Below are 15,737 nucleotides of genomic sequence, written 5' to 3' on the forward strand. Positions count from 1 at the left end.
CGCTGCAGGTGGCTTCAATTGCCTTGGCGGGCATGCACCGCTATAGCTCGAACATGAGATTGCGCAGCGACATCTTTGTTTCCGCTCTTGTCCGCCGCTTGTTTGCCCGTGGCGATTTTGCCGCTGTCGAGCACAAGGGCGAGGAGCACGCCGGTGCGATCTTCATCCGCCAACGTTTCCGCGATGGATCGGAGACCCTCTATGCACCGGCACCGCAAAGCCTGTTCGATGAGGAGGAGAGCGGAATGCGGCTCTTCGAGGTCCGTATTGAGCGGAAGGAACCGCAGGAAATCCGCGAAACGCTTGATCGCGAGCTGAAATTCGATCCCGATTTGTGGATCGTCGAACTGGAAACGGACGATATCGGCGATATCGTCCCTTTAGCCGGTTTGCGTACCAATCCGCTGGATTGAGCCGTCTTTATCGACGGTTCGCGACGCGCAACTCGCGAATTGGCTCCGATTTTGTACCGAACAGAGGTGCAGCAGGACGCTGCGCAGGCTTTTCCTGCGGCAGATAGGTGTAGCTGTCGGCGCGGCGCCATGCCTCGACGCGCGCCTGGCTCTCTTCCGCATCGATATCGTCGAGCACCAGCCATGCCCGACTGACGCTGCCGTGCCTTTCGGCCAGATGCGGATAGAAGCGCTCGAGCGAATAGACGGCATCGGCAATGCCCATGCCGAGGCTGACGAGCGTGACGGCGAGCTGCTGCCCAGACGTGTCGAGCAAGATGCGTTCCGCAAGCCAGTAGCTGGAGGAAAGCGCGTCGGCGAGCGTCGTTGCAAATTGCACCGCGTCACGCTCGCGCGCAAAACGGACGAGCAGCGCCTCCTGTGTCTCGCTGAGGCTGCGCAGACCGAGCCGGTCGCTGTCGTCGCGGGTCAGATGGCGCGCAGCCTGTTTGATCTGCTGGCGCAAGATTTCTTCGCGCGACTGCCGTTCGGTTTCCGCCGCCTCGACTTGAGCTGAAACGGCAGCCGCCGGCTTCTCTTGTGCCGTCATGCCGCGTTCCGGCTCGGCCTGATGCAGACCGACGAGCGCGTCTATGACCTTGGGGGAGAGCGACGACCGGCGGACGATTGCCCGCGCATGGGCGGCCCCTTGCGTACGGGCGATGGTGATGAGTGTATCGTCGTCGATCGCCTGCGAACTCGTGAGGAACGGAGCGGCAATCGCGATCGGCTGACAGCCGATGAACAGGGCTACGGCTTGTGGCACTGTCTCGCATTGAGAAAGGGCGGCAACTGCCTGTCGCTTCGCCTCGTCCGAAGACGCCTGGAAAACGGGGGTGAAAAGCTCGGCAAACTGACGAAGTTCTGATTTGGACGGATGGCCCATGCCTTCGAAGCTGGTGATCGTCGCCATCAGAACCACGTCCTTCTTGCGGACAGTCGCAGGCTCTTCAAGATCTCGAAACCGATCACGCACGCCAACACCCATACTGATACGCTGAACAAAAAAGCAGGGAGCCCGATGGCTGACCATGGCCCCCGCTTCGCCTCACTCCAATCGAACCGAACGACTCCTTCGATAAAGAGGACATCCTCGGCGGTGATTGTCGAAACGGGTGTGGACACGGTCGTCCTTATCTGGCTTTCGCGAAAGACTAAGGCCGGCAGGGTTAATGGTTCGTGAAAACTTTATTAAAATCCGAATAAAAATTGCGCGTTAAGCTTGCGTCGGGGGTGCAGCAGCATTTTGTCCGCATGGACGGCAGTTTGGGCGCAAGCAGGCCTGTGGAAAACCTTTCTTGGCATCGCGCCCGCAGCCAAATTCAACCTATGAGTGCTTCTGTCGAGGAGGTAGTCAAAAGTGACGTGACCCCGCCGCGAAAGCGGAAACCCGGCTTCTTGACGCAGATGGGATTCTTCAGATGCCCTTATGCTCGCGCAAGGCCGCGAGGAGCTTTTCCGAGGTGTTGTAGCCTGATTGAAAAAGACCGATTGCCGCCGTGGCCGCGAACTGGGCTTCCGTACTTTTTATGTCGATCCGCTTTTCCAGACACCACCCATCCAGCGCGTCGCGCAGGACGGTGACATCCTCCGGTGAAAAGACGGAACTGCCCGTCGCAAACATTGATCGCCCTCAAATTCCGAGCTTACATTACGTTAATTTTCCGTGAGCGCAAATAATATTTGCGTGACGCTTTTCTGCAACGTGGCATCCACGCTTTCCGTCTGCCTGTCGGGCCATCTGTTCAATTAAGAGTATGATATTGCTCAATTTCATGGAGAAAACGCTTTCTGTAATTTTTCAGCGGCCGATGAAACCAAAGCCGCCGTTACGGCGTTAATAGAGTATGACAAGTGATGCCGAGAATGACGAGCGACGAGAATTAGCATTCTGTTAACTGCGATATGTCTGAATTCCGATTGAAAGCAGCCATTGGCAGAATGTGATCGAGTGTAAAGACAGCATGGAAGCCGAAAGTCGGTGCCCATGCCACGGTGTAAGGGAAATGCCGTGAGAAGGCGCGGATGCCTCCATTGAAGCCCAAAACAAAGGCTGGAATGGAGGGGAGCGTTAGCCCGCTTCAGTGGCGGGCAGGGTGAAATCAAGTCGCAGGTTCATCCGTCTCGAGACTTTAATGGAGACGAGAATGGCAAAGATCATATCTCTTTCGGATTGGCGATTGCGCCTGCCGCCGCGCGCGCAGAAAGAGCCGGTGGAGGCAAAGATACTTTTGTTCACCGGCGTGCGTTACGAGCATCTTGATACGCCAACGCATCGCCCCGGAGCGGGGCCGAAGCGGGCAAAGGGAAAGTAGCGCTTCAAGATATGTACGCGCATGGCGAGTTCATGCATGCCTGCCAATTGCCGCCGCATCCAGCCGGATAGCGCTTGCCGGGACGCTCGCCATCGATCTGCGAGTTCTAACAGCCCAAGCCTCAGCCATTGCCGAATTCGTCGCAGCCGGCCTCGGAGAGAAATTCTCGCGCCGCGTCGTCGAAGCTCGCTTGAGGTGCCATCGTGTGCAGCACCGCATAACCCTGAGCCCGCGGCACTTCCACCAGGATCGATTGGGCAAGGGCGGGCGGCAGCGCCTTACGTATGCCGGTCAACTGGACGGGCGATGCAAGCAGTAGATCGAGCGTCCCGCCGACCGATGTTCGGTCGCTCATGCTGAACACTTCATTGGATGCCGCGTCATAAATGGCGAGTGACCAGAACGGCACCTTGCCCTTCGCGGTCAAATGAACGGGCGTATCCTCGATGTCGAAAGCGCAGACGGCGGTGCGGATATAGGGATCGGTGTTGGAAAGCCCAGCATCGTCATCCTTGTTGTCGAGCATGTAGAAATGGTTCTCGTCACCCTCGTCCGACACGCGCGTATAGGCGTCCCGGTCGGAGAAATGCGGCAGCGACAGAATGATGATGATATGGAGCAGTACCGCACCGAATACGCCGGTCAGGATCGCGAAGACGAATCTAAACATTGCCACACCCGATCTTTTCGAGTTTCGGCATGCCGAGATCAATCAGGCCGGAATTGCTGGCGGCCGGCGAATCCAGGAGCGTCCATACCAGGCGAAAATTGCCAGACGGCGGCAAGGCGAGCCAGTTGCCCGCCTGCGCATTGGATGAAACGGTGATGTTGAAGGTCGAATCCGGCTTGCGCAGCACCACCCAGGAATTGATGGTGGAGGGGCGACCGGTAGCGTCTTCGATCGGCCGACCATCATTGCCGGCGATGAAGAGGGTCCAGAGCCTTGCTGGCGGTGTCTGGCCGCTGATGCGGTAGGTGCAGCTCGCCGTCAATCTAGTGCCGCTGTCGTCATCGGAAGCGGTAAAAACCAGCCCTTCGGCCGTGCCGTAAAGCAGCCGCCCGGCGCGCGCTCTATGGGATTTCGCATAAGGGTCCGCATCCGCCGTCTGCATTTCGGGAAAAGCCTGCCAGGCGCCAAGCTTGATTGCGCCGAAGCCGGAGGTGGCATCCAGCGCCAGAAGCGTGAACACGATCCCGCCGCCAAAGGCGATGACTAGCGAAAGCGCAACAAGAAGGGGAACTCGGAACACCCTAGGATCGTCCTCGTGACAAATCAGTGTCGATTTATTCCTGATTCTGGCGGTAGGGGGAAGGGCAAGCCGCTATTTACGGCTGTCTTGAGAACAATGGCGAGGATCAGGAACGGCAGCGGGGCATCCGAAACGCCGGCTTCCGTCCGTTGGTTTGACCACAGATTTGCTGCCGTCATCTGCATCGCACCGCGGCGCATTTTCTGCGAGGGCTGGTTACTCCGGCGCCGTCGCGCTGCGACGCTCGGCGGTCGCCACTTTCTGCGTGCCGAGCGGTGTTGCGGCCTTCAGCCTTTCGCCGATATCGCGCAGGATATTCGTGGAATCCACCGACAGCGAGCGCGGCCGTATCAATGGCGGCAGGCCGCTATTGGCAGGGTCGGCGGGCTTCTTCGCGGCGACGGTTTGCGGCTTCTGGACCGGGAACGGGTTGGCGATGCCAGGGATCGGCTTCAGCACGATGCCCTGATTGGCGTAATCCATGATCTTCTTGAAGGTCATGGCCGGCAGGGTGCCGCCTGTCATGTTGTTCGTGGAGGTATAGTCGTCATTGCCGAACCAGACGGCACAGGTGTAATTGCCGGTAAAGCCGATGAACCAGGCGTCGCGATAGGCCTGCGTGGTGCCGGTCTTGCCGCCGACCACGATGCCGTTGTCAAGCGCCGCCTTGCGGCCGGTGCCGATCACCGGAACCTGCGTCAGCATCTGATTCATGTAGGATGTGGCTTTTTCTGTCAAAATCCGCTTGGCGGGCGCTTCGTCGCGGCTGAAATCGTAAAGCACCTTTCCGTCATAGCCGGTGATCTGCTCGATGCCGTGGCGGCGCGACTGCATGCCATCGGCCGGGAAGACCGCATAGGCGGTCGCCTGATCGAGCACGGTCACTTCCGAAGTACCGATCGGAATGGTCTTGTCGTTGCGGATCGGCGTTTCCACGCCCATGGCCTTGGCCATGTCGCGGATCGGCTGGATACCGAACTTTTCCTTGGCGAGCCGTACGGGGATCGTGTTGATCGACTGCGTGAGCGCCTGGGTCAGCGTCACCTTGCCCTCGTAGCGGTTCTCGTAATTATGCGGGCTCCAGTTGCCCCAGCTGATCGGGGCATCGACGATGGTGGATGTCGGCGTCATGCCGTTCTCCATCGCGACCGAATACGTATAGATCTTGAAAGATGAACCCGGCTGACGCAGTGCCTTGGTGGCGCGGTTGAACTGGCTCTCGCCGTAATCGCTGCCGCCGACCATGGCGCGCACCGCGCCGCCATTTTCGATGACGACGGAGGCGCCCTGTTTGGCCTTATAGCGTTCGCCGAATTCCATCAGGCTGGATTGGACCGAATCCTCCGCCGCCTTCTGCAGCCCCATGTCGATGGTGGTGCGCACGATCAGCGAGCGCTCGGGGAAGCGGGTCGAAAGCCGCTGCACTTCGTCGAAGGCCCAATCGAGGAAATAATCCGGAGATTCGATCTGGGCGCGGTCAACCACCGAAGCCGGGTTGCGCCGCGCGGCGATCACCTGTCCCTCGGTCATCAGCCCGCTTTGCACGAGATTGGACAGCACGTCGTTGGCGCGGGCACGCGCCGCCGGCAGGTTGACATGCGGTGCATATTTCGCTGGCGCCTTGAAAAGGCCGGCAAGCATGGCAGCTTCTGCCAGATTGACGTCGGTAATGCTCTTGCCGAAGTAGAACTGCGCCGCCGCCGCCGCGCCGAAGGTGCCGCCGCCCATATAGGTGCGGTCGAGATAGAGGCTCAGGATCTCCTTCTTGGAGAGATTGGCCTCGAGCCAGATCGCCAGGAAGGCTTCCTTGATCTTGCGCTCGATGGAGCGCTCATTGCTCAGGAAGATGTTCTTGGCAAGCTGCTGCGTCAGCGTCGAACCGCCCTGGACGACGCCGCCAGCCTGCGCATTGACGGTGACTGCGCGGAACAGGCCGATGACGTCGATGCCGAAATGGTCGAAGAAACGCCGGTCTTCGGTCGCAAGGACCGCTTTGATGAAATAATCCGGCAGCTGGTCGACCGGCACGGAATTCTCATGAATGATGCCGCGATGGCCGATGACGTTGCCGTAGCGGTCGAGGAAGGTGACGGCGAAATTGCCGCGGTTGCGCCAGTCGCCCTGTGTGGCCTCGAAGGCCGGCATGGCAAGCATCAACATCACGACGGAACCGGCAGTCCCCAGCGTCAGGCCTTCACCGAGCAGTTCGAAAAGAATGCGTTTCCAGCCGCGAACGCGGAAACGGCGGAAGAAGATGGTGATCTCTTCCCATGCTTCGGCGAGACCGAAACCGGCATTCCACAAAGTGGAGTCGATCCATGAATCGAGGCGCAAAAAGAAATAGCGCTTCCGACGCCGCGGCTTTTCGGCCCCGTTATCCCTTGGCGTCTCGGGCTCCATCTTCGGCCCGTTTTCTGGATTGGATGGGTCTTCCACGCTCTACTTCCCGACCACATTACTGCCGCGTGTCTCCTTGTGGGACACGCAAAGCCTATTATCTCATAGAACGGCTAATTGAATAATTGGTTGATTTAGAGAAAAGAACAAGAGACATGCATGCCGCAGCCCGAATTCCTCCTTTGTCGGGTGGCGAGGACGACGATGATGACAGACGAGATACCCTTCTGGAAAAGCAAGACCCTGACGGAGATGACTTCGTCGGAATGGGAGAGCCTTTGCGACGGCTGTGGCCTCTGTTGTCTCAACAAGCTGGAGGAATGGGATAGCGGCGACGTCTATTTCACCTCGATCCGCTGCAAGCTGATGGATGGCGAAAGCTGTCGTTGCACGAGCTATCCGAACCGTTGGGATTTCGTGCCCGATTGCGTACAGCTCACGCCTGAGAAGGTGCCGGAGCTGGAATGGCTGCCGCCCACCTGCGCCTATCGCCTCGTCAATGATGGCCGCGATCTCTACTGGTGGCATCCGCTGCTTTCGGGCGATCCGGAGACGGTGCACATCGCCGGCGTTTCCGCCCGAGGCCGCACGGTCAGCGAGACCGATGTCGATCTCGACGATTTCGAGGATTATGTCGTCGACTGGCCGCTGACCGTCGAAGACGATATGATGCCTAATCCTCCGGCAAAGCCATAGATTTGGGTGCTGCGTTCCGCCATGCGCGGCGCACCAGCCTCCTGACCTCTTCATCATCGGCATCATGGTGGAAAAGTCGCGTTGAACCCTTCAGACCCCAGCCGCCCGGCACGGGAGCGACGTGCTCCGGGGTGGTTGCCAATGCCATCTGCTGCTGGTCAGGCGTCAATTTGACGACGCAGAAATGCGGGTCTGGTAGGGTCATGAAGATCTTGCCCCGCACGCGAAAGTCACGGGTGCCGAAATGCGAGCCCTCTGCTGTTTCCGGCAAACCGAGGGCCAGGGATATGAGCTCCTCGTCGGTCATCGGCTTGACAGTATCACGCCAGATCACCAGGCAGCAAACGGAAGCCGGCACGGTCTTCGACCAAACAGTCCCACAGGCGAGATGGTCAGTTTATTGAATTGAGCCTGTCCACATGGTATCGCCGCCGTGCCCTCGCATATGCACAAGGAGCCGCCGGGTGATCCGTCATATCGTCTTCTTCACCGTTCCCGATCGCGCCAAGCTTGAGGAGGTCCGTTCCGGCCTCTCTATCCTCACCGCCATTCCGCATGCGCGGCTTTTGGAGATCGGCACGAACGTCAAGACCGATCAGCTCGGAACCGAAGTCGATCTCGTCGTCTACGGCGAATTCGACGACGAAGCGGCGTTGGCAGCTTACAAGGCCCATCCAAACTATCAGCGGTCCATCGAGCGCGTTCGTCCGCTTCGCGAAATGCGCATTGCTGCAGACTATGAGACGGTGACGGCCGTCCGTGAACCTTTCTGAACATCGGGCGCCGGACAGGACCATTTCCCGTCAACCATTTCAACGGATTGAGCACGCGAGCGGAATCGGATTGTTGGCGAGCGGATTCTCGGCTTGAGGTTCTTGAATCAACTTTTGAAAGCCCAGACTCAACTTGAGAGGAAATCGCGGCAAGCGATTCAAAGGACTCAAGGAATCGCCACGCCTTATGTCGATAAGGCGCTTGCAGGCCAGTTGCATTGGCCACGAAAGGCGACGTTTCATCTCGCCTCCACGAACCGATGATAAGCGAGAATGATTAAAAATGGTTAAGCCTGCGGCTCCGGGCGTGGTGCCCGCGAACGCGGATACATATCGATTCACGCATGTCGCCGATAGATTGTATCGATGCTGCGCTCTGGAACGACAGTCGGTTGCCGTTATCACGCCACGGCAGATTCGTATTCAATAATTTCAAAGGCTTAGTACATCAGTCGAGCGATCCTTACGCCCGGTTGGCCGAAAATTACAGCCCATTCATTTGCCATTCAGACGTGTTTGGGTAAATAATCGGCCAAGTTAATATCCCTGTGGGAAGTCCGAAGCATGGCCTCATTTTCAAGCATAGCAGCAGCGGCCCTCGTCCTGGCCGGCTCGTCTGTTCTGCCGGCGCCAGCGCCGACGTCGACCCTGGTCGCGCGCGCCAACAGCGATTGCAGTGAGGCAGCCGAGGAAGTCGTCGCCAAGACCGGCGGCCAGCTTCTTTCCGCACAACCTTCCGGTGACAGCTGCATCATCACCGTTCTCGTCCAGGGCAACGGGCAGCGCCCGCGCAAGGTGACGATGAAGGTGCCGATGTGATGCCAAGGCATTTCGCTATCAACCTAAAGCCTTGAATCTTACACAAAATCTTATTGTTTCCGTGATTCCACTGTAGCGCGATTTACAGTACTGTTTCTCGAACCGGGGAAATTGGATTCAGACATGCGCATTCTCATAGTCGAAGACGATATCAACTTGAACCGCCAGCTTGCCGAGGCATTGAAGGAGGCGGGCTATGTGGTCGATACGGCCTTTGATGGCGAGGAGGGGCATTTCCTCGGCGATACCGAACCTTACGATGCGATCATCCTGGATATAGGCTTGCCTGAAATGGATGGCATCACCGTGCTTGAAAAATGGCGCGGCGCCGGACGCACCGTGCCTGTGCTGATCCTGACCGCTCGCGACCGCTGGAGCGACAAGGTGGCAGGCATCGATGCCGGCGCGGACGACTACGTCACCAAGCCTTTCCATGTCGAGGAAGTGCTCGCCCGCATCCGCGCGCTCATCCGCCGTGCCGCGGGTCACGCCTCTTCGGAAATCGTCTGTGGCCCTGTGCGGCTCGACACCAAGAGCTCGAAGGCGACTGTCGATGGCAAGCCGCTGAAGCTCACCTCGCACGAGTACCGCCTGCTTGCCTATCTCATGCACCATAAGGGCGAAGTCGTGTCGCGCACGGAGCTGGTCGAACATATGTACGATCAGGATTTTGATAGGGATTCCAATACGATCGAGGTGTTTGTCGGTCGTTTGCGCAAGAAGATGGGTGTCGATCTGATTGAAACGGTCCGTGGCCTTGGTTACCGAATCCAAGCTCCGACCAATGCGAATTAAGTCGCTCACCGCGCGCGTCCTGCTGCTGACCACATTGTGGTCCGCAGTGGCGCTGGTGGTGATCGGCCTCGTTATCTCAAACATCTATCGCAAGAGTGCCGAGCGCGGTTTTCAGGACCTGTTGCGCGCTCAGCTCTATAACGTCATCAACTCGGTGACGATCGGCGATCAAGGCGCCTTAGCCGGCAGCCCGCAGCTCGGTGACCTGCGGTTTGCCCAGCCCAAGACCGGCTGGTACTGGATGGTAGAGCCGCTCGGCACCTATACCGCGACACCGCTGGTCTCGCCGTCGCTCGGCGCATCGAATCTGCCGGTGCTTTCGGTGCTGGAAGCGCCCTTCGACAAGAATTACGAGCGCTATTACATCGTCACCGATGCCTTCGGGAACCGCGTTCAGGTGGCCGAGACCGAAGTCGTGCTCGACACGGACGGCCGCGCCGCGCGCTTCCGCGTGACCGGCAATGTTGCCGTGGTCGAGGATGACGTACGCAACTTCTCCCACAGCCTTTATTTTGCGCTCGTCGGCTTCGGCGTCGGAAGCTTGATCGTCAATGCACTCGCCATTCTCTATGGTCTGAAGCCGCTCGATAAGGCTCGCGCCGCGCTGGAACGCATCCGCGCGGGCGAAAGCGAGCGCTTGCAAGGCGATTTCCCGCGCGAGATCCTGCCGCTTGCCAATGAGATCAATGCGCTGATCGACAGCAACCGGCGTATCGTCGAGCGCGCCCGCATGCAGGTCGGCAATCTCGCCCACTCGCTGAAAACGCCGATCGCGGTGCTGCTCAACGAATCCCGTGTCCTTGAGCGATCACATGGTGATCTGGTGAAGAACCAGGCCGAGGTCATGCAAGGCCAGGTGCAATCCTATCTTAATCGTGCCCGCATCGCCGCCCAGCGCGAATCCGTCCTGGCGCGCACCGAGGCCGAGCCGGCGCTGGAGCGTCTTGTCCGCGTCATGCGGCGGCTGAACGCCGACAAGGAATTCGAACTTTCCGTCTCGCCCAATCTGGCGCTCGCCATGGAACAGCAGGATCTGGAGGAGACGGTCGGCAACCTCCTCGAAAATGCCGCCCGCTTTGCTGAACACAAGGTGCGCCTGGTTGCAAATGAGGCGCCGGCTGAGATCAAGGGCATTGATCCGGCGCGGCGCCATTGGGTGGAACTGGTAGTTGAGGACGATGGCCCCGGTCTGGAGCCGGATCAGATCCGTGAAGCCATGAAGCGCGGGCGCAGGCTGGATGAAAGCAAGCCCGGCACCGGGCTTGGCCTGTCGATCGTCAGCGAAATCACGAATGAATATCAAGGCCGTTTCGAACTCTCCCGGGGTAGCTGGGGCGGGCTTCGGGCGAGCCTAATTTTGCCGGGTCTGACGAAGGATGTTGCGTGAGGAACGGCATGATGCCAAAAAGACGTTGTGGGTCATGATGATGCCGCAGCGCAGTACCTATGGTTTTGCTTTTTGATACTGGTTCGGTTGTATGAAGCTTCGTACCTTTTTTCTAATTGTCCCCTCTCTTTCCGCCGCGATTGCGCTTTCAGGTTGCTCGACAACGAGCGGCCTAGGGGGTGGCAAGAGCCTGTTTTCGTCTGCGAAGCCTCCAGCCTCCGCAACCTTCATCAATGCTCTTGATGGCGGCATCGTCGAGCGCACCGGCATCAAGCTCAGCGATAGCGACAAGCAGCGCGCGCTGGAGGCGGAATATCGGGCGCTTGAGACGTCGCCTCTTGGCCAGCCGGTGGCCTGGAAGGGCAGGAATGCAAGTGGCGAGGTTGTTCCCGCGGCACCCTATCAGGTCGGTTCCCAGAATTGCCGGCAATATACCCACACCGTTACCGTTGACGGCAAGCCGACGACGGCAAGAGGAGCGGCCTGCCGCAATGACGATGGCACCTGGACGCCGCTCGACTAAAGCGATTTCAGCAAAAGCGCGCAGCGGTTTTCCGTCTGGAATTGCGTAAAAACAAAGGATGGATCTTTTCGCGATTCGAAGAAAAGCGGAAAGGCCCCAGGTTTCCGCGCTGAAAGGCGCGGCCAAACGCCTCAAATCTTCGTCAGAGAGCCTTTCCTGGTTGGAATAAGCGCCCCGTTAAAGTATTGGGCGTCTATGCTGTTCTGGATTCTCGTGGCCGTTCTTACGGCGGTTGTCGGCGCTGTGCTGCTCTATCCTCTTCTGCGTGGTGCGAAGGAGGCGGAGGACTGTCGTTCCGGCGAGGCCGAGGTCTATCGCGATCAGCTTCGTGAATTGGAACGCGATCTTGCCGGCGGCCTCATCTCCGCGCAGGAGGCCGGCTATGCCCGCGCCGAAATCGGACGGCGTCTCATCGCTGCCGCCAAGGACGAGAAAACGGCAGCGAAATCGCCTGCGCATGGCAGCTATCGTCTTGCCCAGGCCTTTATCATCGTCGTTCTTCCGGCCGTTGGTCTCTGTCTCTATCTCGCCAACGGCGATCCCGGCCTGCCAGCCCAGCCGCTGGAAGCGCGGCTGGAGAAGCCAGGAAACGATCTTGCCATCTCGATCGTCAAGATCGAGCAGCATCTGGCGAAGAACCCGGACGACGCCAAGGGCTGGGAGGTCCTGGCGCCGATCTATTTCAAGACCAACCGCATCGGCGATGCGGAGCTCGCTTATCGTAACGTCATCCGCCTGCTGGGGCCGAATGCGATCCGGCTTGGCGATCTGGGCGAGGTGCTGGTCGTCAAGGCCAATGGTATTGTGACGGCGGAGGCGCGCAGCGTGTTGCAACAGTCTCTGGCGCTCGATGCCGCCAACCCTCGCACGCTTTTCTATCTGGCGCTGGCACTGGAGCAGGAGGGCAAGGCGGCCGATGCGAAGACGGCCTTCGAGGCTCTGGCGAAACAATCGCCGCCGGATGCGCCTTGGCTTGCAGCCGTCGACGAACATATCGTCAAGAATGGCGGCAAGGCTGTGTCGTCTGCAAATGCCAATGCGCCCGGCAATCCGACCGCGGACGATGTGGCGGCGGCGAATGCATTGAGCAGCGGCGACCGCCAACAGATGATCCGCGGTATGGTCGATAGCCTCGATGCCAAGCTGAAGGACGATCCGAAGAACTTCGAAGGCTGGATGCGGCTGATCCGCTCCTATGTGGTGCTGAATGATCGGGAGCGCGCAGCGGATGCGTTGAAGCGCGGTCTCGCGGCCTTTCCGGCCGATGGAGGGGAGGGCCAGCAGCTTCTGGCGCTGGCGAAGGAATTGGGCCTGCCGACGGAGGTGACGCAGCAATGACCCGCAAGCAGAAACGACTGGCTGTGATCGCCGGCGGCATGGGTTTCATCGCGGTTGCCGTGCTGCTCGTCCTGTTCGCCTTCAGCCAGTCGGTCGCCTATTTCTACATGCCGGCCGATCTCGCCAAGACGCCGGTCAATGCCGGCACGCTGATCCGCCTCGGCGGGCTTGTCGGGGAGGGCTCGATCGTGCGTGGTCAGGGCACCCAGGTTCAATTCTCGGTCACCGACGGCACCGATACGATCAAGGTGAAATATGATGGCATCCTGCCGGATCTCTTCCGTGAAGGACAGGGTGTGGTCACTGAAGGCAAGTTCGAACCGGGCAGCGACGTTTTCGTTGCCGACAGCGTGCTTGCCAAGCATGATGAGCGCTACATGCCGAAGCAGGTCGCCGACAAGCTGAAGGCCGATGGCGTGTGGAAAGGCGAGGAGGCCAGCCAATGATCATCGAGCTCGGACATTATGCGCTGGTGCTGGCGCTGGCGACCGCGCTGATCGTCTCCATCCTGCCTGTCGCCGGCGCCCGGCGCGGTGACGCGTCGATGATGGATATCGCCCCGGTCGGCTCGGTCGTCATGTTCCTGCTGGTTGCCTTCTCCTTCGGCGTGCTGACCTATGCCTATGTCGCCTCCGATTTCTCCGTCCTCAACGTCTGGGCCAATTCCCATTCGCTGATGCCGCTGATCTTCAAGATCTCCGGCGTCTGGGGCAATCATGAGGGATCGATGATGCTCTGGCTGCTGATCCTGGCGCTGTTCAGCGCGCTGGTCGCGCTCTTCGGGCGCAATCTGCCTGACGTGTTGCGCGCCAATGTGCTTGCCGTGCAGTCATGGATCTCCTCGGCCTTTCTGGTCTTTATCCTGCTCACCTCTAATCCCTTCATTCGCATGAACCCGGCGCCGGCCGAGGGCAAGGATCTCAATCCCATCCTCCAGGACATTGGGCTGGCGATCCACCCGCCCTTGCTCTATCTCGGCTATGTCGGCTTTTCCGTCTGCTTCTCCTTTGCCGTCGCAGCACTTCTGGAAGGGCGTATCGATGCCGCCTGGGCGCGCTGGGTCCGTCCCTGGACGCTGGCGGCCTGGAGCTTCCTGACGCTTGGTATCGCCATGGGGTCCTACTGGGCCTATTACGAGCTCGGCTGGGGCGGCTGGTGGTTCTGGGACCCGGTGGAAAACGCGTCCTTCATGCCCTGGCTTGCCGGCACGGCGCTACTGCATTCGGCACTCGTCATGGAAAAGCGCGATGCCCTGAAGATCTGGACCGTTCTGCTGGCGATCCTCACCTTCTCGCTCTCGCTGCTTGGCACCTTTCTCGTCCGCTCCGGCGTGCTGACCTCGGTGCATTCCTTCGCCAGCGATCCGACGCGCGGCATCTTCATTCTCTGCATACTGCTGGTCTTCATCGGCGGGGCGCTGTCGCTGTTTGCCCTGCGCGCGCCGAAGCTTGCCGCCGGCGGATTGTTCGCGCCGATCTCGCGCGAGGGAGCGCTGGTGCTGAACAACCTGATCCTGACGGTCGCTTGCGGCACGGTGCTGACCGGCACGCTCTATCCGCTGGCGCTCGAAACGCTGACCGGTGACAAGATTTCCGTCGGCCCGCCCTTCTTCAACATGACGTTCGGGCTGTTGATGACCCCGATCCTCGTTGCCGTACCGTTCGGCCCGCTGCTCGCCTGGAAGCGCGGCGATCTGCTCGGCGCGTTGCAGAGGCTTTATGTCATTGCGGGCCTGGCCTTCCTGGCCGGCCTTGTCCTGTTCTATGTCGAGCATGGTGGGCCGGTGCTTGCCGCTCTCGGTCTCGCCGCCGGCTTCTTCCTGGTCTTCGGCGCCTTGGCCGATCTCTGGTATCGCGCCGGCGTCGGCAAGGTGGCGGCTGGCGTCGCCTGGCGCCGCCTGAGCGGGCTGCCGCGCTCTGCTTTCGGCACCGCACTTGCCCATGCCGGCCTCGGCATCACTGTCCTCGGTATCGTCGCCGTGACGACCTTCGAGGGCGAACACATCACCAGCATGAAGCCGGGCGAGATGGCCGAGCTTGGCGGCTACAGCCTACGCTTTGACGGCATGCAGCCGGGCGTCGGTCCCAATTTCACAGAGGATCGCGCCCGCTTCACAGTCAGCCGCGGCGGTGTTGCTTTCGCCGAGATGTCTTCTTCCAAGCGCGTCTTCACCGCAAGCCGCACGGCGACCACCGAATCGGGCATTCTCACGCTCGGTCTCAATCAGCTCTATGTGTCGGTCGGCGATGCCAGCAAGGATGGCGGCATGGTCGTGCGCATCTGGTGGAAGCCGTTCATTCTCTGCATCTGGATGGGCGCGCTCGTCATGGCGATCGGCGGTTTCGTGTCGCTCAGCGATCGTCGCCTGCGCGTCGGCGCGCCCAGCCGCAAGGTGAAACCGGTTCGTCCGGCTATGGAACCGGCCGAATGAGCGGGCGGCCGATATCTCTTTTGGCGCGTAAAAGGCGGCTTGGCGGCTGGATGCGGCTTTGCCTCTGCCTTGCTGCGCTGCTGATGCCGCTGTCCGCCTTTGCCGTCAATCCCGATGAAGTTTTGCCCGATCCGGCCTTGGAAGCACGGGCGCGCACGATCTCGGCCGAGTTGCGCTGTATGGTCTGCCAGAACCAATCCATCGATGATTCCAATGCCGATCTTGCCCGCGACCTGCGCCTGCTCGTACGCAAGCGCCTCACCGATGGCGACACCGATCAGCAGGTGCTCGATTACATCGTGTCCCGCTACGGCGAGTTCGTCCTGCTCAAGCCGCGTCTGAGCGAGAAGACCTATATTCTCTGGGGTGCGCCAATTGTACTCTTCGTCGCAGGCGGATTGGCCCTTGCCGTCTATGCCCGACGCCGCGCTGGCAAGCCTACCGGCAGCTCTCTGAGCGCCGATGAAGAGGCGCAGTTGAAAGACATCCTGGGGAAGTGACGCGGCCGTCATCTTCCGTCGTGACATTGCAACGATTTCCTTACATTACGAATTTTTCATG

General features: G+C 59.9%; 18 protein-coding genes. 12 read left to right on the forward strand and 6 right to left on the reverse strand.

Annotated elements, in window-relative coordinates; genetic code table 11:
* The first annotated feature begins 53 nt into the window (after positions 1–53).
* Positions 54–413 carry a DUF1491 family protein gene (locus ABOK31_RS03315; protein ID WP_174174965.1) on the forward strand — a complete coding sequence of 120 codons (360 nt, stop codon included), beginning with the start codon at positions 54–56 and terminating at the stop codon, positions 411–413.
* Positions 414–420: 7 nt separating this feature from the next.
* Here ABOK31_RS03315 and ABOK31_RS03320 read toward each other — a convergent pair whose 3' ends face one another.
* Positions 421–1,428, reverse strand: a complete 1,008-nt coding sequence (locus ABOK31_RS03320) for a DUF2336 domain-containing protein (RefSeq protein WP_174174005.1) — start codon at positions 1,426–1,428, stop codon at positions 421–423.
* Positions 1,429–1,869: 441 nt separating this feature from the next.
* Complete coding sequence (locus ABOK31_RS03325) at positions 1,870–2,076, reverse strand: hypothetical protein (RefSeq protein WP_174174006.1); 207 nt, start codon at positions 2,074–2,076, stop codon at positions 1,870–1,872.
* A 523-nt stretch (positions 2,077–2,599) separates the two neighbouring features.
* Between ABOK31_RS03325 and ABOK31_RS03330 the strand changes: the two genes are divergently transcribed.
* Positions 2,600–2,767, forward strand: a complete 168-nt coding sequence (locus ABOK31_RS03330; protein ID WP_167459816.1) for a hypothetical protein — start codon at positions 2,600–2,602, stop codon at positions 2,765–2,767.
* 121 nt (positions 2,768–2,888) lie between these two features.
* On the opposite strand, the gene ABOK31_RS03335 is transcribed toward ABOK31_RS03330, so the two are convergent.
* The 3 genes from ABOK31_RS03335 to ABOK31_RS03345 all read right to left on the reverse strand — a co-directional run bounded on the left by ABOK31_RS03335 (position 2,889) and on the right by ABOK31_RS03345 (position 6,453).
* A complete protein-coding gene (locus ABOK31_RS03335; protein WP_174174007.1) occupies positions 2,889–3,437 on the reverse strand; it encodes a DUF1254 domain-containing protein in 549 nt (182 codons plus the stop codon).
* Entirely contained in the window at positions 3,430–4,017 is a 588-nt protein-coding gene (locus tag ABOK31_RS03340) for a DUF1214 domain-containing protein (protein ID WP_174174008.1), read from the reverse strand. Before ABOK31_RS03340 ends, ABOK31_RS03335 begins: the two co-directional genes overlap by 8 nt.
* Before the next feature lie 216 nt (positions 4,018–4,233).
* Complete coding sequence (locus tag ABOK31_RS03345; RefSeq protein WP_174174009.1) at positions 4,234–6,453, reverse strand: PBP1A family penicillin-binding protein; 2,220 nt, start codon at positions 6,451–6,453, stop codon at positions 4,234–4,236.
* Positions 6,454–6,621: 168 nt separating this feature from the next.
* Between ABOK31_RS03345 and ABOK31_RS03350 the strand changes: the two genes are divergently transcribed.
* On the forward strand, positions 6,622–7,110 hold the full coding sequence (locus tag ABOK31_RS03350) for a YcgN family cysteine cluster protein (RefSeq protein ID WP_174174967.1): 489 nt from the start codon (positions 6,622–6,624) through the stop codon (positions 7,108–7,110).
* Here ABOK31_RS03350 and ABOK31_RS03355 read toward each other — a convergent pair.
* Entirely contained in the window at positions 7,088–7,417 is a 330-nt protein-coding gene (locus ABOK31_RS03355) for an MmcQ/YjbR family DNA-binding protein (protein WP_349958839.1), read from the reverse strand. The genes ABOK31_RS03350 and ABOK31_RS03355 overlap by 23 nt on opposite strands.
* A 157-nt stretch (positions 7,418–7,574) precedes the next feature.
* On the opposite strand from ABOK31_RS03355, the gene ABOK31_RS03360 reads away from it, so the two are divergent.
* The 9 genes from ABOK31_RS03360 to ABOK31_RS03400 all read left to right on the forward strand — a co-directional run bounded on the left by ABOK31_RS03360 (position 7,575) and on the right by ABOK31_RS03400 (position 15,676).
* Positions 7,575–7,883 carry a Dabb family protein gene (locus ABOK31_RS03360; RefSeq protein ID WP_075852052.1) on the forward strand — a complete coding sequence of 103 codons (309 nt, stop codon included), beginning with the start codon at positions 7,575–7,577 and terminating at the stop codon, positions 7,881–7,883.
* A 564-nt stretch (positions 7,884–8,447) separates the two neighbouring features.
* Positions 8,448–8,702 (forward strand): hypothetical protein, encoded by a 255-nt coding sequence (locus ABOK31_RS03365; RefSeq protein WP_075852053.1) that lies wholly within the window; start codon positions 8,448–8,450, stop codon positions 8,700–8,702.
* A gap of 123 nt (positions 8,703–8,825) precedes the next feature.
* Complete coding sequence (locus ABOK31_RS03370; protein WP_349957778.1) at positions 8,826–9,497, forward strand: response regulator transcription factor; 672 nt, start codon at positions 8,826–8,828, stop codon at positions 9,495–9,497.
* Positions 9,487–10,884 (forward strand): HAMP domain-containing sensor histidine kinase, encoded by a 1,398-nt coding sequence (locus tag ABOK31_RS03375; RefSeq protein ID WP_349957779.1) that lies wholly within the window; start codon positions 9,487–9,489, stop codon positions 10,882–10,884. Before ABOK31_RS03370 ends, ABOK31_RS03375 begins: the two co-directional genes overlap by 11 nt.
* Before the next feature lie 91 nt (positions 10,885–10,975).
* Positions 10,976–11,407, forward strand: coding sequence for a hypothetical protein (locus ABOK31_RS03380; RefSeq protein WP_174174011.1), 432 nt, complete (start codon positions 10,976–10,978; stop codon positions 11,405–11,407).
* Between the two features lie 195 nt (positions 11,408–11,602).
* A complete protein-coding gene (ccmI, locus tag ABOK31_RS03385) occupies positions 11,603–12,745 on the forward strand; it encodes a c-type cytochrome biogenesis protein CcmI (protein ID WP_349957780.1) in 1,143 nt (380 codons plus the stop codon).
* On the forward strand, positions 12,742–13,191 hold the full coding sequence (gene ccmE / locus ABOK31_RS03390) for a cytochrome c maturation protein CcmE (protein ID WP_174174013.1): 450 nt from the start codon (positions 12,742–12,744) through the stop codon (positions 13,189–13,191). The genes ccmI and ccmE overlap by 4 nt, the downstream gene beginning before the upstream one ends.
* Positions 13,188–15,176 (forward strand): heme lyase CcmF/NrfE family subunit, encoded by a 1,989-nt coding sequence (locus tag ABOK31_RS03395; RefSeq protein WP_349957781.1) that lies wholly within the window; start codon positions 13,188–13,190, stop codon positions 15,174–15,176. Before ccmE ends, ABOK31_RS03395 begins: the two co-directional genes overlap by 4 nt.
* Positions 15,177–15,226: 50 nt before the next feature.
* Positions 15,227–15,676, forward strand: coding sequence for a cytochrome c-type biogenesis protein (locus ABOK31_RS03400; protein WP_174174971.1), 450 nt, complete (start codon positions 15,227–15,229; stop codon positions 15,674–15,676).
* Positions 15,677–15,737 lie beyond the last annotated feature (61 nt).

It is taken from the genome of Rhizobium sp. ZPR4 (genome assembly GCF_040215725.1).
Classification (GTDB): Bacteria; Pseudomonadota; Alphaproteobacteria; order Rhizobiales; family Rhizobiaceae; genus Rhizobium; species Rhizobium rhizogenes_D.